This is a genomic window from uncultured Solobacterium sp. (genome assembly GCF_963550625.1).
Classification (GTDB): Bacteria; Bacillota_I; Bacilli_A; order Erysipelotrichales; family Erysipelotrichaceae; genus Bulleidia.
Genome location: NZ_CAUVCV010000001.1, coordinates 55,869 through 79,162, shown reverse-complemented (window position 1 = coordinate 79,162; position 23,294 = coordinate 55,869). Strand labels below are relative to the sequence as shown.

The 23,294-nt window shown below is 37.7% G+C and carries 22 protein-coding genes and 1 riboswitch; of the genes, 8 read left to right on the top strand and 14 right to left on the bottom strand.

Annotation, left to right across the window (positions count from 1 at the left end; all coding sequences use genetic code 11):
* Positions 1 to 85 precede the first annotated feature (85 nt).
* The 10 genes from RYK16_RS00375 to RYK16_RS00330 all read right to left on the bottom strand — a co-directional run bounded on the left by RYK16_RS00375 (position 86) and on the right by RYK16_RS00330 (position 12,694).
* Complete coding sequence (locus RYK16_RS00375) at positions 86 to 3,805, bottom strand: phosphoribosylformylglycinamidine synthase (RefSeq protein WP_314850111.1); 3,720 nt, start codon at positions 3,803 to 3,805, stop codon at positions 86 to 88.
* The gene (gene purD, locus RYK16_RS00370; RefSeq protein WP_314850110.1) at positions 3,802 to 5,076 is read right to left on the bottom strand and encodes a phosphoribosylamine--glycine ligase; all 1,275 of its coding nucleotides are present in this window, start codon (positions 5,074 to 5,076) and stop codon (positions 3,802 to 3,804) included. The genes RYK16_RS00375 and purD overlap by 4 nt, the downstream gene beginning before the upstream one ends.
* A gap of 13 nt (positions 5,077 to 5,089) precedes the next feature.
* Positions 5,090 to 6,265 carry a phosphoribosylaminoimidazolecarboxamide formyltransferase gene (locus RYK16_RS00365; RefSeq protein ID WP_314850109.1) on the bottom strand — a complete coding sequence of 392 codons (1,176 nt, stop codon included), beginning with the start codon at positions 6,263 to 6,265 and terminating at the stop codon, positions 5,090 to 5,092.
* 11 nt (positions 6,266 to 6,276) lie between these two features.
* On the bottom strand, positions 6,277 to 6,981 hold the full coding sequence (locus RYK16_RS00360) for an IMP cyclohydrolase (protein ID WP_314850108.1): 705 nt from the start codon (positions 6,979 to 6,981) through the stop codon (positions 6,277 to 6,279).
* Between the two features lies 1 nt (position 6,982).
* A complete protein-coding gene (gene purN / locus RYK16_RS00355; protein ID WP_314850107.1) occupies positions 6,983 to 7,579 on the bottom strand; it encodes a phosphoribosylglycinamide formyltransferase in 597 nt (198 codons plus the stop codon).
* The gene (purM, locus tag RYK16_RS00350) at positions 7,576 to 8,619 is read right to left on the bottom strand and encodes a phosphoribosylformylglycinamidine cyclo-ligase (RefSeq protein ID WP_314850106.1); all 1,044 of its coding nucleotides are present in this window, start codon (positions 8,617 to 8,619) and stop codon (positions 7,576 to 7,578) included. The genes purN and purM overlap by 4 nt, the downstream gene beginning before the upstream one ends.
* The gene (purF, locus tag RYK16_RS00345; RefSeq protein ID WP_314850105.1) at positions 8,603 to 10,057 is read right to left on the bottom strand and encodes an amidophosphoribosyltransferase; all 1,455 of its coding nucleotides are present in this window, start codon (positions 10,055 to 10,057) and stop codon (positions 8,603 to 8,605) included. Before purF ends, purM begins: the two co-directional genes overlap by 17 nt.
* Before the next feature lie 16 nt (positions 10,058 to 10,073).
* Complete coding sequence (purE, locus tag RYK16_RS00340) at positions 10,074 to 10,571, bottom strand: 5-(carboxyamino)imidazole ribonucleotide mutase (RefSeq protein WP_314850104.1); 498 nt, start codon at positions 10,569 to 10,571, stop codon at positions 10,074 to 10,076.
* A gap of 309 nt (positions 10,572 to 10,880) precedes the next feature.
* A complete protein-coding gene (locus RYK16_RS00335) occupies positions 10,881 to 12,059 on the bottom strand; it encodes a cation:proton antiporter (RefSeq protein WP_314850103.1) in 1,179 nt (392 codons plus the stop codon).
* Positions 12,060 to 12,103: 44 nt separating this feature from the next.
* Positions 12,104 to 12,177, bottom strand: a riboswitch (Fluoride riboswitch).
* 85 nt (positions 12,178 to 12,262) lie between these two features.
* Complete coding sequence (locus tag RYK16_RS00330; protein WP_314850102.1) at positions 12,263 to 12,694, bottom strand: DNA starvation/stationary phase protection protein; 432 nt, start codon at positions 12,692 to 12,694, stop codon at positions 12,263 to 12,265.
* Positions 12,695 to 12,828: 134 nt separating this feature from the next.
* On the opposite strand from RYK16_RS00330, the gene RYK16_RS00325 reads away from it, so the two are divergent.
* Positions 12,829 to 13,683 (top strand): AraC family transcriptional regulator, encoded by an 855-nt coding sequence (locus RYK16_RS00325; RefSeq protein ID WP_314850101.1) that lies wholly within the window; start codon positions 12,829 to 12,831, stop codon positions 13,681 to 13,683.
* Between the two features lie 94 nt (positions 13,684 to 13,777).
* Complete coding sequence (locus RYK16_RS00320; RefSeq protein WP_314850100.1) at positions 13,778 to 14,623, top strand: pyridoxamine kinase; 846 nt, start codon at positions 13,778 to 13,780, stop codon at positions 14,621 to 14,623.
* 23 nt (positions 14,624 to 14,646) lie between these two features.
* Here RYK16_RS00320 and RYK16_RS00315 read toward each other — a convergent pair whose 3' ends face one another.
* Positions 14,647 to 15,699, bottom strand: a complete 1,053-nt coding sequence (locus RYK16_RS00315; protein WP_314850099.1) for a PLP-dependent aminotransferase family protein — start codon at positions 15,697 to 15,699, stop codon at positions 14,647 to 14,649.
* A 94-nt stretch (positions 15,700 to 15,793) separates the two neighbouring features.
* Here RYK16_RS00315 and RYK16_RS00310 point away from each other — a divergent pair, with 94 nt between their 5' ends.
* Together RYK16_RS00310 and RYK16_RS00305 are read left to right on the top strand one after the other, a co-directional pair.
* Entirely contained in the window at positions 15,794 to 16,282 is a 489-nt protein-coding gene (locus tag RYK16_RS00310; RefSeq protein WP_314850098.1) for an ECF transporter S component, read from the top strand.
* A 54-nt stretch (positions 16,283 to 16,336) separates the two neighbouring features.
* On the top strand, positions 16,337 to 16,621 hold the full coding sequence (locus RYK16_RS00305; protein WP_294020363.1) for a chorismate mutase: 285 nt from the start codon (positions 16,337 to 16,339) through the stop codon (positions 16,619 to 16,621).
* A gap of 45 nt (positions 16,622 to 16,666) precedes the next feature.
* Here the strand turns inward: RYK16_RS00305 and RYK16_RS00300 are convergent, their stop codons facing one another.
* A complete protein-coding gene (locus RYK16_RS00300) occupies positions 16,667 to 17,104 on the bottom strand; it encodes a MarR family winged helix-turn-helix transcriptional regulator (protein ID WP_294209113.1) in 438 nt (145 codons plus the stop codon).
* 9 nt (positions 17,105 to 17,113) lie between these two features.
* Entirely contained in the window at positions 17,114 to 17,992 is an 879-nt protein-coding gene (locus RYK16_RS00295; protein WP_314850097.1) for an NAD(P)/FAD-dependent oxidoreductase, read from the bottom strand.
* A 180-nt stretch (positions 17,993 to 18,172) separates the two neighbouring features.
* Here RYK16_RS00295 and asnA point away from each other — a divergent pair, with 180 nt between their 5' ends.
* The 4 genes from asnA (at position 18,173) to RYK16_RS00275 (ending at position 22,734) form a co-directional block, all read left to right on the top strand.
* On the top strand, positions 18,173 to 19,183 hold the full coding sequence (gene asnA / locus RYK16_RS00290; RefSeq protein ID WP_314850096.1) for an aspartate--ammonia ligase: 1,011 nt from the start codon (positions 18,173 to 18,175) through the stop codon (positions 19,181 to 19,183).
* An 88-nt stretch (positions 19,184 to 19,271) separates the two neighbouring features.
* The gene (locus tag RYK16_RS00285) at positions 19,272 to 19,574 is read left to right on the top strand and encodes a PadR family transcriptional regulator (RefSeq protein ID WP_314850095.1); all 303 of its coding nucleotides are present in this window, start codon (positions 19,272 to 19,274) and stop codon (positions 19,572 to 19,574) included.
* Complete coding sequence (locus RYK16_RS00280; RefSeq protein ID WP_314850094.1) at positions 19,571 to 20,785, top strand: DUF4097 family beta strand repeat-containing protein; 1,215 nt, start codon at positions 19,571 to 19,573, stop codon at positions 20,783 to 20,785. The genes RYK16_RS00285 and RYK16_RS00280 overlap by 4 nt, the downstream gene beginning before the upstream one ends.
* Before the next feature lie 251 nt (positions 20,786 to 21,036).
* Positions 21,037 to 22,734: an Ig-like domain-containing protein gene (locus RYK16_RS00275; RefSeq protein WP_314850093.1), complete on the top strand. Its 1,698-nt coding sequence runs from the start codon at positions 21,037 to 21,039 to the stop codon at positions 22,732 to 22,734.
* 65 nt (positions 22,735 to 22,799) lie between these two features.
* Here the strand turns inward: RYK16_RS00275 and RYK16_RS00270 are convergent, their stop codons facing one another.
* Positions 22,800 to 23,219 carry an Hsp20/alpha crystallin family protein gene (locus RYK16_RS00270; RefSeq protein WP_314850092.1) on the bottom strand — a complete coding sequence of 140 codons (420 nt, stop codon included), beginning with the start codon at positions 23,217 to 23,219 and terminating at the stop codon, positions 22,800 to 22,802.
* Positions 23,220 to 23,294 lie beyond the last annotated feature (75 nt).

Sequence of the window (23,294 nt, the reverse complement as noted above, 5' to 3'; positions counted from 1 at the left end):
ATCACAATATCGTACTTACATCGCTATCTTATGTACTCTCCTTACCCAACGATAAAGAACCGAACTGAATCGGTTCTTTCTATGCTTACTTTGTAAAGTATTCAACTGCTGCCTTAAATAATAACTGCTGATTTTCGATATCTGGTACGTTTTTATAAAGGTTTTCACCATTACGTTCAGAATGTCCCATCTTACCAAGGATACGTCCATCTGGTGACGTAATTCCCTCAATCGCATAGACTGAATCATTTGGATTGAAATGGATATCGGATGTTGGTTGCCCTTCAAAGTCAACATACTGTGTCGCAATTTGACCATTATCAATCAAGGTTTGGATGACATTATCTTTTGCGACAAATCTTCCTTCACCATGGCTAATTGCGATAGTATGAATATCTCCAACATTCATGTATTTCATCCAAGGTGATTGATTACATGCAACTCTCGTCTTAACAAGCTTAGATTGGTGTCTTCCGATTGTATTGAATGTCAGTGTTGGACGGAATTCATCTGGTTCCATAATCTTGCCGTATGGCACAAGCCCAAGTTTTACAAGAGCTTGGAATCCGTTACAGATACCAATCATCAAACCTTCTCTATGGTTAAGTAAGTCTTCAATAGCTTCTTTTACCTTTGGATTACGGAAGAAGGAAACGATAAACTTTGCAGAACCATCTGGTTCATCACCACCTGAGAAACCACCTGGAAGTGCGATAATTTGGCTACGACCAATCGCATCTACAAATCGTTCTACACTATCTTCAATATCTTGTGCAGTTAGATTCTTGATTACAAAGATTTCGGTTTCAGCACCCTCTCGCTTAAATGCACGTGCAGTATCATATTCACAGTTCGTACCTGGGAATACAGGAATTAATACATGTGGAGTTTCAACTGTATAACTTGCATGCATATCAAACCTACGCTCTACAGATACAGGTTTGATTTCCTTTTCGCTCTGCTTGATATTGCAAGGATATACTGGTTCTAGTTTAGCTTCATAGCGTGTTTGTAATTCATCTAAGGAGATTATTTCATCCTTTGTACGTAATTCAAACTCACCAATTGTCTTACCGAGTAGTTCAAGGTCTTCAATCTCTTTATCTGTCTCTAATAAGAATCCTCCATAACACTTCCTAAAGAGTCGATTGATATTTACATCTTCTTCCAATACAAAACCAATACGATTACCTAGACTACACTTGAGAAGTGCTTCTGCTGTGCCACCATGCTCAAGTGCACAAGCAGACTTCACACAACCTAAGTTGATTAATGAATACACCTTATCAAATACTTCACGTACACTTGTAAAGTCTACAATTCCATTCTCATCATATTCTGGCATCACTGCATAGATGTAATGATCTTTTGCCTTCCACTCATTTGTGATAATTCGAGAAGCTTTCGCAGTGGATACCGCAAAGGCAATGAGTGTAGGTGGAACATCGATATCTTCAAATGTTCCTGACATGGAATCTTTGCCACCGATAGCCGCTACTTCTAATTCTGCTTGGGCTTTGAGTGCACCAAGAAGTGCCGCAAATGGCTTACCCCACTTCTCTGGATTATCTCCAGTACGTCCAAAGTATTCTTGGAATGATAACCATGCATGTTTAGGATCAATACCAGCCGCAACAAGTTTTGACATCGCCTCAATGACTGCAGCCATCGCACCCTTATATGGTGATAAGGACGATAACTCTGGATCATAACCATATGCCATGAGTGATGCAGTATCTGTTTCACCATCTAATACTGGAATCTTAGCAACCATCACTTGGCTTGGTGTCATTTGATATTTACCACCAAATGGCATACATACAGTACCACTACCAATCGTTGCGTCAAAGCGTTCAGCCAATCCCTTTTGACTACAGATATTTAAATCTTCTACAAGCTTATCCATACCTGCACGAAGACTTTCTATTTGAACCTCTTCTTCTGGTTGGTCTTCACCAACCACAACAGATGTATGTCTACTTGCACCGTTTGTGTTTAAGAACTCACGAGAGATATTTACAATTTCTTCTCCCTGCAAGGTCATAATCATACGTGGTTCTTCAGTAACTTCTGCAACGATAGTTGTTTCAAGATTTTCCATGCTTGCAAGTTCTTGGAACTTTTCAGCATCTTCTTTTCTTACTACAACAGCCATACGTTCTTGTGATTCACTGATTGCTAGTTCTGTACCATTTAAACCTTCGTATTTCTTTGGAACTTTATTTAAATCAATCACCAATCCATCTGCCAGTTCACCAATGGCTACCGCTACACCACCTGCACCAAAGTCATTACAACGTTTGATGAGTTTGGCAGCTTCTGGATTACGGAATAATCTTTGTAGCTTACGCTCTTCTGGCGCATTACCCTTTTGAACTTCAGCCCCACAACTTTCTAACGATTCAATGTTGTGTGATTTGGAAGAACCTGTTGCGCCTCCACAACCATCACGGCCTGTACGTCCACCTAATAAAATAACTACATCCTCAGGTTCCGGTCTTAAACGGACAACGTTTTCCTCTGGTGCAGCTGCGATGACAGCACCAACTTCCATACGCTTTGCAACATATCCTGGATGATATATCTCACGTACTAGTCCTGTTGCTAAACCAATCTGATTACCGTAGGAACTATAGCCCGCAGCCGCAGTCGTCACAATTTTACGCTGTGGCAGTTTACCCTTCATTGTTTCGTTAATTGGTTTTAACGGATCAGCAGCACCTGTTACACGCATTGCTTGATATACATAACTACGTCCTGAAAGTGGATCACGAATTGCACCACCAAGGCAGGTCGCTGCTCCACCAAACGGCTCAATTTCTGTAGGATGGTTATGCGTTTCATTTTTAAACATCAATAACCAATCCTCATCCTCACCATTTACGTCAACTTTAATCTTGACGGAACATGCATTAATTTCTTCCGACTCATCTAAATCCGTTAACTTACCATATTTCTTCAATGCCTTGGCTCCAATGGTACCTAAGTCCATTAAGCATACTGGCTTTGGTGTACGACCTTCATAAATATGACTACGTAAGTCTAAGTAGTTTAAATACGTGTCTTTTACATATTCAGGGTGAATCTCTACATCATCGATAACAGTATGGAATGTTGTATGACGACAATGATCTGACCAATATGTATCGATGACGCGAACTTCTGTAATTGTTGGATTTCTACATTCAATTTTCTGAAAGTATTCCTGCATGAACTTGAGGTCTTCTAAATCCATCGCAAGTCCATGTTCCTTTAGAAATTTCTTTAAGCCTTCTTCATCAAGTTCAATAAAACCATCAATCACCGGTGGAAGTTCTGGAGTTTCAAAAGTCATGATAATTGTCTCTGGCTTCTCTAAACTTGCGATACGAGCTTCCACTGGATTGATAAGAGTTTCTTCAATTAACTTCTTTTCATCATCTGTAAGCTTGCCCTTGATGTAATAAAGACGCGCTGTTTTTACAGTAGGTTTTTGTTTCATGGAACTAAGTTGAATACATTGTGCACATGAGTCTGCACGCTGATCAAACTGTCCAGGTAAGTATTCTATCGCAAGAATATATTCATCATAATCTGGTGTAGGTGCTTCTTCTTCATAGAAGAAATCTACTTGAGGTTCCGAAAGAATCGTATACTTTGCGGCAATGTAATCTTCTTCATCTACATTTTCTAAGTCATAGCGGTTTAAAACACGTACAGCCTCAACATTCTGGTTGCGTAATGCAACGTGTAAATCATTTAATATGGATTTCGCTTCTACTGCATATGCAGGTTTCTTTTCCACAAAACAACGGAATACTGTCATTGTTTTACCACCTTTCTGCCGATATCTGTACGATAATGCATATCTGTAAACTGTATTTCTTTAATCTTTTGATATGCGAGTTGAAGTGCTTGTTCTAGTGTATCGCTGACTGCACTAACACCTAGTACACGTCCACCATTTGTATAGTATTTACCATCTCTCCACATTGTACCTGCATGATAAATCGTTACACCTTCAAGTTGTCCATAGTCATCTAAACCGCTAATTTCATATCCTTTATGATATTTCTGTGGATATCCTCCACTTGCAAGAATGACACAAGCACATGCTTTATCTTCCCATTCAATTGTAACTTCTGATAATTTCTCATCATGTACTGCTCGCATGATGGTTAATAAGTCTGTCTTTAGTAGAGGTAGTACAACTTGTGTCTCTGGATCTCCAAAACGGCAATTATATTCCACAACTCTTGGACCTTCTGGTGTTAACATCAAGCCAAAGTATAGACAGCCCTTAAATAGTCTTCCTTCCTGTTTCATCGCTTCAACAGTTGGTAAGAAGATTGTCTTCATGCATGTTTCCGCAATCTCTTTTGTATAGAATGGGGATGGTGCTATGGTACCCATACCACCAGTATTTAAGCCTTCGTCATTATCTAGTGCACGTTTATGATCCATAGAAGAAACCATTGGTACTACAACATGTCCATCTGTAAATGCTAGTACAGACACTTCTGGACCTGTCATAAATTCTTCTATAACAATTTGTTTTCCAGCTTGCCCAAAAGCTTGATCAACCATTAATTCATTGACTGCTTTAACGGCTTCCTCTTCTGTCTGTGCAATCAATACACCTTTACCAAGAGCTAAGCCATCAGCCTTTAATACCGTTGGATAACGGTTCTGTGTGCGAATATAGTTTATCGCTTCTTGGGCATCAGAGAATACTGCATAACCAGCAGTTGGTATCTGATACTTTTTCATTAAGTTTTTCGCAAATACTTTTGATGATTCAATAATTGCCGCATTTGCGTTTGGTCCAAAACAAGGAATTCCTTCCATTTCAAGAATATCAACCATCCCCATCGCAAGAGGATCATCTGGTGTTACCACACAGAAATCAACCTTCTCATTTTTAGCAAGTTCTACCATGTTGGCTAAATCAATCGCACTGACATTAATGCACTTGGCATCTGCCGCAATACCACCATTGCCAGGTGCACAGATAATTTCTTCAATCGTAGGATTCTCTTTTAGTTTACGTATGATCGCATGTTCGCGACCACCGGAACCAATTACCAAAACCTTCATAGACTACCTCCTCTTAATGATGGAATAAACGTACTCCATTACATACCATGACAATATCGTACTTATCACAAGTATCAATTACATGGTCATCACGAATGGAACCGCCTGGTTGTACTACATATTTCACACCACTCTTGTGCGCTCTTTCAATATTATCTCCAAATGGGAAGAACGCATCAGATCCTAGTGCTACATCACTCTGCTGTTTAATCCATTCCTTCTTTTCTTCTCTTGTAAATACAGATGGTTGTTCTGTGAAGAACTGCTGCCAAGCTCCATCTTGTAATACATCTTCATAATCTTCCGAAAGATAAATATCGATTGTATTATCGCGGTCTGCTCTACGAATATCTTCTTTAAATGGTAGATTCAGGACCTTCTCATGTTGACGCAGCCACCAGTTATCTGCTTTACTTCCTGCAAGTCTTGTGCAGTGAATACGGGATTGTTGTCCTGCACCAACACCGATGACTTGTCCATCTTTTGCATATACAACAGAGTTGGATTGTGTATACTTCAGTGTAATCATAGCAATCAATAGGTCTAGTTTTGCTTGTTCTGTGAGTTCTTTATTTTTCGTCACAAAATTTGTAAGTAATGATTCATCGATATGTACATCATTTCTACCTTGTTCAAAGTAGATCCCAAACACTTGTTTTCTTTCGATCTCTTCCGGAACATAAGTTGGATCGATTTGAATGACTGCGTAATTACCTTTTTTCTTTTCTTTCAAGATTTCTAGCGCTTCTTCTGTGTATCCCGGTGCGATAACACCATCAGATACTTCTTTCTTTAATAGTAATGCTGTATCTTTATCACAAATATCAGATAATGCCGCAAAATCACCATAAGAACTCATACGATCTGCGCCACGCGCTCTTACATACGCACATGCAAGCATAGATAATTCTTCATCACCTGTAAAATAGATTTTTCTTTCCACTTCGCTAAGTGGTGTGCCAATTGCGGCACCTGCAGGACTAACATGCTTGAAGCTTGCGGCACTTGGATATCCTGTCGCTTCTTTAAGTTCCTTAACAAGTTGCCAACTATTTAAGGCATCTAGGAAATTGATATATCCAGGCTTACCATTCAAAACAGTTACTGGTAACTCTTGATCATTTATTAAAATGCGTGCCGGTTTCTGATTTGGATTACAGCCGTACTTTAATGCGATTTCTTTTGTCATAAATGCCTCTCCTATTGGTTCTTATTAAAAATGATTGTTTTTACTTCATCACTGCCCGGTTCAATCTGTGTTACATATAGTGAAATCTTATTATCTTCATTCAAACTTTCCCACATATGTTGCGCATATGTTTCAAAAGATTCTTTAACTAACTTAACGAGTACTGGTTCACCTTCAAATGAAGGAAGTGGGTTTTCATCATTTTGATATGTATGAATAATACGTCCATATCCCGGTATCTCATCTGTATAGTCAAAGAAGTAACGACGCGTACTATCCGGATTACCTTCTGCACTCTTTAAGATTGACATCTGATAGTTAAATCCATTTATCACTGCGGAAATACGTGGTGTATAGTTTGGTTCATCTGGCTCAAATGTACGTAGACGTAAAGCTTCCTCAAAAGTTTTACCTGCCTGCATGTTTTCATAGATTGTATCTGTTTGATCACCATTTGTGACAATCAATGTATTTTCTAATTTTCTAACTGGAGAATAGATAATCAAAGAAGGGTCTACTAATTTTGTAATATCATACGCTTCTGTACGAATACCATCCTCTGTTTCCGTAAAGATTCGATTTCTGCTATTCTCACTACGTCCCATAATGAAGTATGCGATACGCATCTTTCTGCCACATGGTGTACGTGCGATTACAATTCCTCTTCCAGGATAGCTTTTACTTCCTAGGTATTCATTTAAGTCTTTTGCCTGCATGTTATTTCCCTTCTATCTCTTTCGCAATCATTTCCGTAGCTTGTGGTAATAATACCCACTCAGCTTCTTCCATGACCCTTTGTTGTAGTGTTTCTGGTGTATCATATGGCAAGATATCTACTGCTTTTTGGAGTAGGATCTTTCCACCATCTGGTATTTCATTAACGAGGTGTACAGTAGCACCTGTAACCTTTACACCATAGTGAAGCGCTGCTTCATGTACTTTTAATCCATAATATCCTTTCCCACAGAAGGAAGGAATCAAAGATGGATGAATATTGATAATACGATTTGGATATGCACGAATAATTGTCTCATCCAAAATCGAAAGATATCCTGCTAGTACAATCATATCAATTTGATATGATTGCAATTGTTGTAATATTGCATTCGAAAATTCTTCTTGTGTTACATAATCACGCTTTGCGATAACACAGTGTTCTATTCCTGCTTGTTCAGCACGTTGTAATGCATACACATCTGGTTTTGATGAAATGACTAGTTTTATCTTACCATGTTGTAATACTTTTCCTTGTGCATCAATCAGTGCTTGTAGGTTTGTTCCTCCACCTGAGACAAGTACTGCAATATTGATCATCCGTGAATAACGACCGAATGGTCGCCCTCTTCCATGACTCCAATCTGATATGCGTCTACACCACTTTCTTTCAAGATAGATATTGTCTTTTCAACATCTTCTGGGGATACGATCATTGCCATACCAATTCCCATGTTAAAGGTATTGAACATATCATGTTCAGGAATATCTCCTTTTTCTTGTAATAAGTTAAAGATTGGCAAGATTGGCCAACTGCCCTTTGTGATACTTGCATTGAGTGTTTCATTATATGCACGTGGTAAGTTTTCATAGAAACCTCCACCTGTGATATGTGCGATAGATTTAACATTTACTTCTTTTAATACATGCAGTACAGGTTTTACATACAGTCTTGTTGGTGTTAGTAGTGTTTCACCTAGAGGTTTTCCTAATACATCTGCGTAGTCTTGTAATGTAGTACCTGCATCAATATCAAATACTTTACGTACAAGTGAGAAGCCATTGGAATGTACTCCACTAGAAGCTAGACCAACAATTACATCTCCAACTTTAACGTTGTTTTTATCAATAATCTTTTCTTCATCTACAATACCAACGGTAAAGCCAGCTAAATCATATTCATCTTCTGGATAGAAGCCTGGCATTTCTGCAGTTTCTCCACCGATCAGTGCGCAGCCACTTTCTACACAGCCATCCGCAACACCCTTTACAATATCCGCAATCTTTTCAGGATTATTTTTTCCACACGCAATATAGTCCAAGAAGAAGAGTGGTTGTGCACCTGCACAAACAACATCATTGACACACATCGCAACACAATCGATACCAACTGTATCATGCTTATCTAATAACATCGCAAGCTTTAGCTTTGTGCCAACACCATCTGTACCAGATACAAGTACTGGCTTCTTCATGCCCGTCATATCTGGTGCAAATAAGCCACCAAAACCGCCGATAGAATCTAATACACCTGATGTAGTAGTACGAGATACATGTTTCTTCATCAGTTCTACTGCTTGATATCCAGCAGTTACATCAACACCTGCAGCCTTATAAGCATCGCTATAACTCTTCGCCATGTTTGCTCTCCTTCTTTTCGATTTTCATTTCAAATTTTGATTTTTCAGAATGCTTAGGGATTGGTGCAGGATACTTCTCTGTAAAACATCCTGTACAGAAATCACAATCCGCATCCGATGCCATCTTCTTTACACCATCGACGCTTAGATATCCTAAGGAATCTGCACCGATAGATTTACATATTTCTTCTAAATTCATCTGACATGCAATCAAGTTCTGTTTGGAATCAATATCTGTTCCAAAATAACATGGTGAAATAAATGGTGGTGCAGATACACGTACATGTACTTCTGTAGCACCTCCATCACGCAATAGTTTTACAATACGCGCACTTGTCGTTCCACGCACAATGGAATCATCCACCATGATGACACGCTTGCCCTTTACAACAGAGGAAACAACATGAAGCTTCATATTGACTGCGTTTTCACGTTGCCCTTGTGTTGGTTGAATAAATGTACGTGCAATATAACGATTCTTGATAAATCCCATACCATAAGGAATCCCTGACTCCTCCGCATAACCTTGTGCAGCATCCAACCCAGAATCAGGCACACCAATGACAACATCTGCTTCTACTGGATGTTCTTTAGCCAGGATACGACCTGCATTACGTCTAGCCTCATGTACTGGCTGATGTTGGAGAATCGAATCACTACGTGCAAAATACACATATTCAAATACACACATATGAGGCTTTTCCTTACAGTGTGTCCGGATAGAATGCTCGATACCATCATGATCGATTACAACAATTTCTCCCGCATCAAGATCACGAACATAATCCACACCTACAGCCGCAAATGCGCATGTCTCAGATGCAAATACGATTCTTCCGTCTTTGTCTTTTCCCATCACCAATGGACGGAATCCCTTTTTATCTCTTACTGCAATTAGCTTTTCAGGCGACATCACAACAAGACTATAGGCACCTTCAATGCGATTCATTGCATTCTCAATTGCCTTTTCAATCGAAGAGGTCTTTAATCTTTCTTGAATGATGATATAACAAATAATTTCAGAGTCATTTGTTGTATGGAAGATTGCGCCTTTGCGCTCTAACTCTTCACGTAACTCAGCAGCGTTGGTTAAGTTTCCATTATGTGCAATTGCTAGTTGTCCTTTAATATGGCGGACCAGTAAAGGTTGTGCATTCGTATGATTAACCGTACCAAATGTTGAATATCTGGTATGACCAATCGCCATCTGACCTTTTCCTAATTTATCTAATTCATGTTGATCAAAGACTTCACGAACTAAACCCACATCTTTATGTGCTGTGATAACCCCACGGTCATTGACCGCAATACCACAACTTTCTTGTCCACGATGTTGCAAGGCAAATAAACCATAGTAAGTATCGGATACTACATCACTCACCATATTTTTGTCGTAAATGCCGAAAACACCACACTCCTCATGAATCATATCCTGCATGTTCTCTCTCCTATATTTATAATGCCTGTACTTTTTCTTGAAGTTCTTGGTCTTTCACTAATACTGCTGCGCTTTGTTTCTGACGATTCTCTAATACTTTCTTTGCAAGTTCTTCATCACCGATAGCCAAGATTTGTGCTGCTAGATACGCTGCATTCTTGGAACCATCAATCGCAACTGTCGCAACTGGGATACCACTAGGCATCATAACTGTAGATAATAGTGCATCTACACCTTCTAATGCATTGGACTTCAGAGGAACTCCGATAACTGGTAGCGTTGTATGTCCTGCCACTACACCTGCTAAGGCAGCTGCCATTCCAGCACCTGCAATAATGACACCAAAGCCATTATCCTTTGCATTTGAGGCAAACTCCGCAACCTTTTCTGGTGTACGATGCGCAGAATATACATGTACTTCTACTGGAATTTCGAATTCCTTTAGCACTGAAACTGCCTTTGACATCACACCGAAGTCACTGTCACTACCCATTAAAATCGCTACTTTTTTCATCTTTTCTTCCTCCGTTTTCTGTTAAAACAAAAAATCTGTGGAGACTCCTCCACAGACTGTATTCAAAAAGTATTCTTTCCACATTTTTGGGCGCAGAAAACCGCCATCAGAAATGTATTTGTCGAAGCATCGACAATATATTCTATTGTTCGGAGAGTCACAACACCTAAAGCCATAGCTCCATCCTTCCTGTCCTAAAGACATCCGTTACCAAACTATAAAACACGTTACTATCATAACAAATAGGAACTAGAAGTAAAGACGAAAAACAGAATAAAACAAGAATTGTTGTAAAACTCCTCCACTACTCTATGCTTTTTGTAAAAAGTTACGGTAAGTAATTGAAATAAAGATTGCGCCAAGTGGGGCTGTCACCAGGATTGCGGTAACTGCAGCCGTCAGAATTAACTCCCCACTAGCGAGCCCTGCCTCTAACGCAAGTCCTCCAATTGCAGCTTGTACCGTAGCCTTTGGAAGATAGGCAATCATCGTAAATATCTTCTCTTTCAGACTGAACTTTGTTTTCATTACACTTAGATATACACCAAGCATACGAAATAGTAGTGCTAAAATAATTACCACCAAAACAACTGGACCAAAGGACAATGCATAATCAATTCTTACGCTCGCACCTACTAAGGCAAATAAGAAGATTTCAGCTGGCTGCCATAACTTTGCAAGTACAGCAGAATATTTATCCGCCATCTCTGGCTTGATATGTCGTATCGCTGCCGTCATTGCCATAATTGCAAGTAACCCAGAGAATCCCACAACACCTGTCATCATCCTTTCGATTGTAATGAGTACCATTCCAATCGCAAACATGCTTGCAAGTTCAATCCCTGTAGATAACTTCAACAATCGATATAACTTACAAAGCACATAGCCCAATACAATACCAGATATAATTCCAAATAAGATTGATGTTGGAATACGTAATAAGGATAATGCATTAAATTCTCCACTCTTAGCAAGTGTTAGTAATGAGGTAAATAACACAATCACATACACATCATCCATCGAAGCACCAGCCATAATAAGTTGCGGAATTCCTTCTCTTGTGCCATACCCTTCATCCATCAACTTTAGCATAAGTGGCACAACAACAGCTGGCGATACCGCAGCTAATACAGTTCCAAGTATTGCGGCATTCAACAGATCTAAATGTAAAAAGATTGGTGCTAAAATCATCAGTCCCAAAATCTCAAAACTAGCTGGCACAAAACACATTAGTAAAGCAGATGGTCCAACCTTCTTCAAATCCGATATCTTTAAGTTCAACCCTGCACGCATCAAGATAATCATTAGCGCAATCTGTCGAATGTCAGATGAAATCTGAAAGGTTGTCGTATCAATCACATTGAACACAAATGGTCCTAATATGATTCCGGCTAGTAGATAGCCCAACAAATTTGGTAAACCTAACTTACGCATAATCATCGCAAAAACTACGCCAACTAAAATAATCATCGCAAAACTAAATAACATCACTCTATCTCCTTATATAAAAATGCTGATACCCGTAACAAAAAGAAGTTACAGGAGTTATCAGCACTTATCGCGGTTTAGATTTATAATCTTGGAAAACCCCATTTCCGTCAGAAATTATAGTTCTGATTCATTCCTTTGTCAAAAAGAAATCCCTGCTAGTTGTAGGGGGATTCTAGCAGGGATAACATATTACTTATTGATTATAGTAATGCCTGGTTTAACATCCAGATTGTCTTAGCATAAGATGCGATAAATTCATCCATCTTCGCAGATACAAGGTAGTTATTCTCAGCATCTGCAGCTTCCTTGATTTCTGTAACACTCTTTAATAAGTACTGATAGTCAGGTAATAATTCAGTATATAAAGTCTTCACACTTGTTACGTATGCATCTGTACCTTCTGATAGCTTTGCATTCGCAAGGAATTCCTTAAGTGTTGAAACTGGCTTTCCACCATTCATTAGAATTAATTCACCAACTGTATCTACCTGTGGTAATACAGCATTATATAAATTCTCGAGTTCTGGGTGAATCTGGAAGAATGACTGTCCACTTACATACCAGTGCTTATTTTGTAACTTGTGATAGAAAACGACTAAGTCGGATAATAATACATTTAATTTGTTGTTCATAATTTATAATCTCCTTTTCAATATTTTCTACAGCTGTATCAGCTGACATTGATAGTATATAATCATTTATATATGTATAATAGTATTATTTAGTCATAAAATAGTATAATATTATCAATATAAGGAGAATGCATATGATGAACTTTGAACTTCCACTCATCATTGAAGATGAGGAATATAATGTACAATCTCAAGATGAGCTATCACACTGGCATAATTCATTTGAGTTGATTGAAGTTGTAGAAGGTAAATTCTACTGTACTGTGGATGGATCCCAATTCCTAATCGGTCAGGGTGATATCTGTATTATCAACCGCAACAAAATGCATCACATCTGCAATGAAAAGAAAACAAATCTTAAATGTAGAAAACGCACAATTATCTTCAATCCAGATTATTACATTAAAGACCAACATATCTATGAGAAATATATTTGTCCACTATTAGAAAAAGATGCCTTCGCACATATTCAATTCCACATGGATAAAGGTATTGGTCTAGATGTTTATACACTTATGAAAGAACTTGAAATTCTACAGCGTGAAAAACCGGTAGGCTATGAAATGGAAGAGTATGCCTTAATTTATCGCATCCTTCGTTGTTTATATATGGCATATGAGTACGGCCGTCAAACGATACCTTCTACTTATGACACAAATATACAAATCCAACGAAATATGACTAGTTATATCCATGAACACTATGGTTCAAAGATAGGTTTAGAAGATATTGCGGATGCTGGACAAGTTAGTAAGAGTACCTGTATTCGTTTGTTTCATAAGTATACCGGTAAATCCCCAATCGACTTCTTAAATAGTTATCGTCTACAGATGAGTGCTGAAAAGTTAATCACAACTTCCGAACAAATCACAGAGATTGCTTACGCTTGTGGCTTTGGACAACCTAGTTACTTCAATCGCCTATTCTTAAAAGAATATAATATGACACCAAACCAATATCGCAAAACACATGCACGCATGAAGAGTTAAATGGTATATCTGGTTATATGATTTTCTATTCATCTGGTAATTTTCTCTTTTCTAGTATCTTCTATAATGAAAGTTATAGACTAGGAGATTTCTCATGAAGAAAATTGTGACAATGCAAGATATATCCTGTGTAGGAAAATGCTCATTAACAGTTGCTTTACCAGTACTATCTGCGATGGGTATTGAAACTGCTGTAATTCCAACTGCTGTACTTTCAACACATACCATGTTTCAAGGTTTCACCTTCCATGATTTAACCAGTGAAGTAAATCCAATACTCGCTCACTGGCAAAAAGAAGGTTTTACATTCGATGGAATCTACACAGGATATCTTGGTTCCTTCGAACAAATTGATCTTGCAAAAAAGATATTTGAAGAGTTTGGAACCCATGCCCTACGAATTGTAGATCCATGCATGGCAGATAATGGAAAACTATACACAGGTTTCGACATTCCATTTACTAAGAAGATGCGTGATTTGTGTGCCATCGCAGACATCATTGTACCAAACCTCACAGAAGCTTCCTTCTTATTAGATATTCCATATCAGGAAAACTATGATGAAGACTATATCAAACATGTATTACGTCAATTAACAGACCTTGGTTGTCATACCGCAATTATCACAGGTGTAACATTTGAACTAGGCCGTATCGGTGCGTATGCATATGAAAAGGATACAGATACATATACAACATACTTCAATAAGGAAGAACCACAACACTTCCACGGTACAGGTGATATTTGGGCAAGTACCTTCAGCGGGGGTCTTTTACAAGGTTTATCCCTACTACAAGCAATGACACTTGCCTGTGACTATGTTAAGGAATCTATCCACAAAACATTGGAAGAAGAAAATCATAATATCTATGGTGTTAACTTTGAACAAGCAATGCCATTCTTAATCACATCATTACAGGAATACAAAAAGGAACACTAGTTCCTTTTTTCTATGCAAGCATGTTATTTACGCATCTTCTTTCGTACGCGATTGATATGTCTTTCAAAACTTCCATTCTGTATTAACTCTGCAACGATATACTGCATTAATGTTGAAACCGTATTGGAGCGAAAAGAGATTCTGTCTTGAAACTCCTTTAGGTTCTTCTTTGGTAATATCATATATCCTATACGAACAGATGGTGCGATGGTATTGGAAAAAGTATTTAGATAGATTACTTGTTCATCATCTAAAGCATATAGTGTTTCTCTACCATTCATCCCTAAGGTATATTCAGAATCATAATCATCTTCTACTATCCATGCATGATTTTCCTTTGCCCAGTGGATATATTGTTTTCTTTTGTTGATATCTGTTGTACTACCTGAAGGATAACTATGATATGGCGTCACATGTAATACATCCGCATGATTCTTTTGTAGTTCTGAATTTAGGATACCATTCTTGCCAAGCTTCATACGTATGAGTTTTACATTCTCTGCTTCATACATGAGTGAAATTTTTTCGTATGATGGATTTTCAATCGCATATACTTTATCACGCCCAATCATACTCACTAGAATTCCATAAAAGTATTCTGAACCAGAACCAATAATTATCTGTTCTGGATCCACATAGATTCCACGAACACGTGCTAAGTATGACGCGATTGTTTTACGAAGATACAACAAACCATTCCATGGTGACTTTGTCAGTAATACATCTTGTCGCATACTTAATACTTTGCGTGCAGCCATCGCAAATACATTGGAAGAAAATAACTTTTCATTGGTAATCTGCATCTCTGGTAAAATCTCGATATTGCTATCTTCTTTAGCACTAAAAAAATCTTTTTCAAGATAACTTACGAAGTATCCACTTCTCATGCGAGATGTAATATATCCTTCTGAAGTTAATAGTTCATATGCATGTGCAACAGTAATCACACTGACATTTTCCTTATCTGCTAGAATACGTTTTGAAGGCAGCTTATCCCCTGTTTGATATATTCCATGAATAATATCATTACGAATCTTTAGGTAGAGATCCATGTATGCTTTGGTTTTATTGTTCATATATCATTCCAATCTGGTCATATAAATTATAACATTTCTGGGTATATACAGATAACCAGAATCTATTTAAAATATACGCATATTTGGAGGTTTTATGAATATTTCAGTAAAAAGATTTACTTTAATCGCAATGTTACTAGCGATGACGATAGTTTTATCTTCATTCAGTATCCCGGTACCAGGTGGACATCTATACTTTAATGACTTAGTTATTGTGACTGCCGCTCTCATGTTAAATCCTGTTGAGGCTTTCCTCGTTGGTGGTCTTGGTTCATTCCTTGGTGACTTGTTCTTCTATCCAACACCAATGTTTGTATCACTTGTTACTCATGGTCTACAGGCAGTTGTAATTTCACTATTAATATCTAAGAAGGAGAATCCTACTTTAAAGGACTTTATTCTTGCGGTAACTGTAGGTGCAATCATCATGGTTGTTGGATATACAATAGGACGTGCATTCATCTATGCAAATCCACAAACCGCAATGCTCAAGCTACCATTCCAGATTATTCAAGCTAGCTTTGGTGCAATCATGGCAGTGATTTTGCATATACGATTACCACTCAAAAGATTTCTAAAGTAAAGGGCGTTGAGCCCTTTTTTCATATCTGCTAAGATAAACTTATGAGGTAAAAGTATGACACTATTAGATGAAAAACGCTTAGAAATTAACGACATTGATACGCAGCTTGTCCAATTATTTGAGCAGCGTATGCACGCTGTAGAAAGTATCATTCAATACAAACTAGAGAACCAACTTCCAATTCTAGACACAGGCCGTGAGGAACAAAATATTCTACGCACAAAAGCACTGTTACAGGATGCTTGTCTTTCTGATTATTTTGAATCTTGGTATCGCTATACTATGCAAGTTTCAAAAGAGTATCAGAAAGAAATCAAAGAGAAACACAATCAGAAATAACTTGCATTACATGCACGCACAAAAAAGCTATGCCAATTGACATAGCTATTTTTTCTCTTCAAGAATCTTATAAAGTGCTTTATATAAGTCCTGTGATTCATCCTGGTTGAGACATACACAAGAGCGAACTTTTGCAGGAATATCTGCACATTGTTTCTTCATGTTCTTGCCTTCTTTTGTTAACTTGATCATTACCACACGCTCATCTAATTTAGAACGTGTTCTTGTTAACCAATTCTTATCTTCCATCTTCTTGAGTAATGGAGTGATTGTTCCACTATCTAGATATAATCGTTCACACAACTCACCTACAGAAATATCATCCTTCTCCCATAACACCAAGAATACAATATATTGTGTATACGTCATCTCAAGTGGTTTTAAGAGAGGAGTATACGCTGCTGTAATCTTTCTAGCAGCCGCGTAGAGTGGGAAACATAATTGATTCTCTAATTTTAATGTATCGATTTTCTGTCCTATCATAATAATCACCTACTGCTTCTTTCTCTTTAGTTCATCAACATACGCTACCGCAGATAATGCTGCGACATTTCCCTGTCCAGCCGCTTTGATATATTGGTATGGCTGTCCTGTGATATCACCTGCCGCAAATAGACCTGCTAGATTTGTCTTCATCTGTAGATCAACCTTAACCGCATTACCTGCAATTTCAAGACCTGGTACTAGAGAGCCTGGGAATTGCGTTGGTCGTAAGATAAATACACAGTCTACTGTATATTCACTTTGATCTGTCTTCAGTGTATTTGCCTTCATCATACCCGAAATTTCAACAGGCTTTTCATGATGAATTTCAATGTTCTTACTATTTAGCTGTGGTTCATCCTTATATTGTGGGAAGTAATATACCTTTTCACATACTTCACCAAGGAAGTCAGCTTCAGCTTCCTCTTCCTTACTTCCTGCCACAACCGCAACTACCTTTCCTTTATATAAAGGTGCATCGCAAGTTGCACAATAGCTAACGCCACGACCTAAGAAGTTTTCCTCTCCAGTATATGGCTTACCAGCCACAACACCGATTGCTAGGATGACGGAAGTTGCCTCAACAACCTCACTATTATTTAACTGTAATGCGAAGTAATCACCCATCGCATATACATTCGAAACCTTCTCTTCTGTAATAGAGATTCCAAGTTCATCCAACTGTTGTTGGAATACATTAGCCATCTCTACACCTGTCTTAGATGGTAATCCTAGATAGTTTAGAATTGGGTGTTTTACAACCTGTAACTTCTGTGTTAAATCCTTTGTACCAAATAAGATAATGTTTTTATTACGTACCTTTGCGGTAATGGCTGCCTCAAGTCCTGCTGGGCCAGTACCGATAATTGCTATATCATAACGTGTCATCATAATACTCCTTAACCGTTTTATATTGTATGAAAGATAATTGGTTTTTTCAAGGAATATACACATATCTGTCATGTATGCATGGAATTTATGTGTAGAATACCTATGATATTGCTTGATTTCTCTCTATCTTAAGTCATTCATTCTATGTTAAAATAAAACGCACTATGAGGTGATGTTATGCAATTAGTACTACCAAAAGACTATGATCCTATTCTTGATGTACGACAAACACAAGAAGCTATCAAATATATTCGTGATACTTTCCAAAAAGAATTTGGAAAAGAGATGCACTTATCTAGAATTTCAGCCCCTTTATTCGTACCAAAAAGTACAGGTTTGAATGATAACCTGAATGGTGTAGAGCGCCCTGTATCTTTTGATATCGCAGAGATGCCAAATGAAACAATTGAAGTTGTACAATCTCTTGCCAAGTGGAAGCGTTTCGCACTGAAGAAGTATAACTTCGAAGTTCATGATGGTCTCTATACAAATATGAATGCGATTCGTCGTGATGAAGAACTCGACAACCTACACTCTGTTTACGTTGATCAATGGGACTGGGAAAAAGTCATCACGAAAGAAGAACGTACAGAAGAAATGTTAGAGGAAACGGTACGTACAATCTTCAAAGTAATCAAACACATGGAACATGAGATCTGGTACAAATATCCACACGCTGTGTGTCATCTAGCTAATGATGTATTCTTTATCGATTCCCAAGAGTTAGAAGATATGTATCCTGATCTTTCTCCAAAGGAACGTGAAGACGCAATCACAAAAGAAAAGAAATGTGTCTTTATTAAACGTATTGGTCATTCGTTAAAACGTAGTGGACAACCACATGACGGACGTGCACCTGACTATGATGACTGGAATTTAAATGGTGACCTATTTTTCTGGTTACCATCCCTAGAACGTGCATTAGAAATCTCCAGTATGGGTATCCGTGTTGATGAAAACTCCATCGTAGAACAGTGCCGTATTCGCAATGCGGAAGAACGTCTACAGTATCCATATCACCAAATGATTCAAAACTGTGAACTTCCATATACAATCGGTGGCGGTATTGGCCAATCTAGATTATGTATGTTACTGCTGAATAAAGCACATGTAGGTGAAGTTCAGGCTTCTATCTGGCCACAAGATATGGTCGATGAATGCGAAGCCCACAAAATACATTTACTCTAATATACTCCAAGTGGAGTATATTTTTTTACATACTATATTGTATTACATAATAGTATGTGTTATATTCTACTTGCAAGGAGGAAAAACAATGGATGCACAATTTAAAAAAGGTGTTTTAGAATTATGCGTTCTTTCGAGGTTAGTAAAAGATGATAAGTACGGATACGAACTAACTGAAGATATTTCCCAAGAAATGTCCGTTACTGCCGGTACATTATATTTAATTTTAAAAAGACTAAAAGATAATGGTTATCTTGAGACCTATCTTATCGAGTCGTCCGGTGGCCCAGCCAGAAAATACTATCATTTAACAGAAGAAGGAAAACTTTACCAACAACAACAGAAAGAAGAATGGATTACATTCATTCAAAAGGTGGAAAAACTGATATGACAAAAAATGAATATTTAGCAGCTTTAAATCAAGCACTCGCAAACTACTCACCAAGTTTTAAAAAAGATATTCTCGATGCCTTTGAAGCACACTTTCAAGAAGGAATTAACGAAGGCAGAAGCGAAGAAGAAATCATGAATGATCTCGGTACAATCGATGATGTAATCGAGAATATCCACATGATGGGTGGAGAAAAAGAAACTGTTCATAAAGAACAGAAAAACAAAGATTACGAAAACTTAAAAGAAGGATTATCTACAGCCTTCCATGCGTTTACACGTATCGCAGATGAAGCACTTGGTCATGCAAAAAACTTTACAGCTAATATGGACCGTAAGAAGAATACAGCGCAGTACTATTCAGATCCTCAGACTGAAACACTTCCAGATTCTATCGCTCACTTAGTGATTCATAGCGAGACATTACTGTCATCCTTAGATATAACTCTAGAAAAAGGAAATGAACTCTGCTATGAATTTACACAATCACAAAGCATCTTTAGAAATCCTACAACTGATGGAATTCATTGTGAAATAAATGATACAACTGCTACGATTTTTGTGTCTGGCAGTGGTGACTTGACTGTAAAAATCCCATCTAATGTTTCAACAATCACAATGGAAGCACCTGCTGGGGATGTAGATATCAACGATATCAAACTTGATGAATTCAACTGTCACAACAAATCTGGAGATGTTTCTATTAGCCGTGTTGAAATGAAACGTGCCGACTTTACGATGTTGGCAGGTGACTTAGATGTCTCTGATTCCAACTTCGATGAAATTAGCATGAAGCTATCCGCTGGTGATCTAGACTTAACAAATACAACAGGTAATCTTTATGCCAATATCGCTGCTGGTGATATTGATATTCAAAAACACGCTGCAAATGTCATTCAACTTTCCGCAGCTGCTGGTGATATCGATATGGAAGTATCCTCCCCTATCATCGAAGTTAAGACAACTGCTGGTGATATTGATTTAAATGTTCGTGGAGAAATTCAAAACATCCAAGTCACATCTACTGCAGGCGATATCGATATGACAACAAAAACAAAAGACTACCGTGCATGTCTCTCCACAAACTTCGGGGATATTGACTTTGACGATGATTTACCATACCAAAAGCTCCGTCATAAAAAATATATTGTTGGTGATGGAAAAGGTGAAATTCTCATCAAAACAAATGCTGGCGATATAAGCTTCCAATAACAGCCTACATTAGGCTGTTTTTATATATTTTATTGATAAGTTGATGAATGCAGCACTATTAATTTTACTTAAAAAAATCTTAATGAATACTTTAATATTATCCAAATTTATTTCGGTATATAATTCATTCGTGCATGGCAAATTTACACACTGTAGCAATCACGATTGATTCGCATGTTATATCAATCCTTTCAGTAAATAATTGCAAGTACGCCATGATATCAAAACATAAATGAAAGGAAGTTTTATATATGAAAAAAAGGAATTATCTAGCTGTCCTGTTGTCATTATTCATGACACTCACAGCACTCATTGGTTGGTCTAAGACAAACGTTATCGCTGAGGATGGACCAAAACAAGTGGATGCGACAATCACAAACTTTAGATTTATGAATCTCTCTAGAACAAATGTTGGAGATATCTACTATACTGATAACTTCTACTTTGATTTAGACTGGGCTGCCAATACAACAGGCGCAACATTAAAAGAAGGCGACTACTTTACAATCGACCTTCCAGATACAGTTATGTTCTCGGCTGATTCTAGTCCTATCGACTTTGATATCTATGATGCTGATGGAACAGGCGCCGTAATTGCGAAAGCACATATCACCGCAGGTACAAATGGCGCAACCGCAAAAGTTGTATTTACGAATTGGGTAGAAAATCGCTATAACGTAAATGGTAACATTCAACTCTCTGCTAGATTTGATCTAACAAGAGTTCCTGTTAACCAATCTACTTCATTCACTGTTTCTGTAAACGCCGGAAAGTCTAATATGACTTCATCATCTGGTTCAGTTAACGTAGCTGGCCCACAAGTTTTAACTGATGAATCATTAAATAAGTTTGCTTGGTACGACACAGAAAATCCTCATCTTGCGAACTGGGAAATTCGTATCAATCACAAAAAGGCAACACTACCAAACGCTACAATTCATGATACAATCGTTGGTTCAACTGAAAGAATCCTAAAGGATACAATCCGACTATCTACAGTTCAAATGGATCAGTATGGTAATGATATTGCCGGAACATCTACACCAGTAGACTTAACTGGCAAATTAACAATGTCTGATAACGATCAAACATTTACTATTAATGTAGGAAATGTGAATGGTGAACAGTATCGTCTTACTTATCAATCTACATACACAGAAGGAACAAACCTCAACAACAAGCTTACATTAACATCTCTAGATCAAACTTATACATTTGATGCACGCTTCACAAGAGCTTCCTCTGGTGGTTCTGGTTCAGGTGATCTTGCAAATAAGATCAAGTTAACAAAGGTTGATGAAGACGATAACACTATCACTCTAGCAAATGCTGTATTTACAGTTACAAAACCAGATGGCACAACATTTGATTTAACAACAGGTGCCGATGGAACTGTTACTTCTGAAGCTTTGGTACAAGGTACATACAAAGTTAAGGAAAAGACAGCACCTAACGGATATGAATTAAACGATACAGAGTACACACTTGAGGTTACAGCTGCAGGTGGTGCATTACAAACAATCACCGATAAGCCAATCAAAACAGATATCTCAGTCACTAAGACATGGGTAGGCCCTAAGGCTGGTCCAGTCACAATTCATTTATTCGCAAACGGTACAGATACTGGTTCTACACTAACATTAGATGATAGTAATAACTGGACAGGTAGTTTCACTAACCTACGTAAGTACGATCAAAGTGGTACAGAAATTCAGTATACAATTACTGAAGATGCCGTAAATGGTTATGACACTACAATCACTGGTAATCAAACAACAGGATTTACCGTTACAAATACAGAGCAACCAAAGAATGTTACTCCACCAAAGCAGAACACTACTACACCAAAGACAAGTGATAGTACAAACATCTATCTCTACTTCGGTTTGTTGTTGGTTGGTATGATCACTAATGGTTACCTCTTTGCAAAGAGAAAATCCTATAGATAGTTAAAAAGCCATTCTACATAATGGCTTTTCTTTATGCACAAAAGAAAAACTGGAATTTCTTCCAGTTATAGAATTTCGATAAATTTCTTAGTTTCTTCTTCTTTCTTCTGTTCTGTTGGTAATTCAATCTTTAAGATACCATTGTCGAAAGATGCGTGGATATCTGTATCCTTGATTGCATCACCTACATAGAATGTACGTGATGTACTACCACTGAATCTTTCCTGACGTAAGATTCTACCCTTATCATCAGTTTCTTCATTAGAAGATGTACGAGCAGCACTGATTGTTAGATTACCATTGAATAAGCTAATGGATACTTCATCCTTCTTATAACCAGGAACTTCTACTTCTAAGATGTACTTTCCATCCTTCTCACGAACGTCTGTCTTTAAAATATTATTTCCTGTAAATACTGGTGCTTTAAATACATCATCAAACATATCATTGAATAAATCATTCTTTCTTGTTGTCATATATTTCATATCATATACCTCCTAAGGTCTTTCACCTTACACATATTAATATACTCATATTTTTAGCACTGTCAATACATTAGT